Below are 393 nucleotides of genomic sequence, written 5' to 3' on the forward strand. Positions count from 1 at the left end.
GATTTGTTTCGCCACTTGTATTTCGGCTTCTTCAATTTGTTAAAGATCGGGCGTTTTTTCAAACGCAAACAGAAATTCACGCGCTACTGCGCATGCACTTTTGTTTGCATTGGAAGAATGGTGGAGGATGACGGAATCGAACCGACGACCCCCTGCTTGCAAAGCAGGTGCTCTACCAATTGAGCTAATCCCCCTCTTTTTGTCCCATACTGCGTTGCTCAATAGCTTGTGTACAATACGTACACTTCGCTATTTCGCGCCTTGTCTGGCACAAAAATAAAGCAAGAGAATGTGGTGGGTCTGGTTGGACTCGAACCAACGACCCCCGCGTTATCAACACGGTGCTCTAACCAGCTGAGCTACAAACCCAGTTTCTCTACGCCCTTAACTTCT

2 tRNA genes are annotated in these 393 nt (G+C 47.3%); both read right to left on the reverse strand.

Annotation, left to right across the window (positions count from 1 at the left end):
- Positions 1 to 118: 118 nt before the first annotated feature.
- Positions 119 to 194 (reverse strand) — tRNA-Ala (locus M3P88_RS15845).
- Positions 195 to 292: 98 nt separating this feature from the next.
- Positions 293 to 369, reverse strand: a tRNA-Ile gene (locus tag M3P88_RS15850).
- Positions 370 to 393 lie beyond the last annotated feature (24 nt).

The sequence above is a fragment of the Craterilacuibacter sp. RT1T genome, assembly GCF_023502145.1.
GTDB lineage: Bacteria > Pseudomonadota > Gammaproteobacteria > Burkholderiales > Chromobacteriaceae > Craterilacuibacter.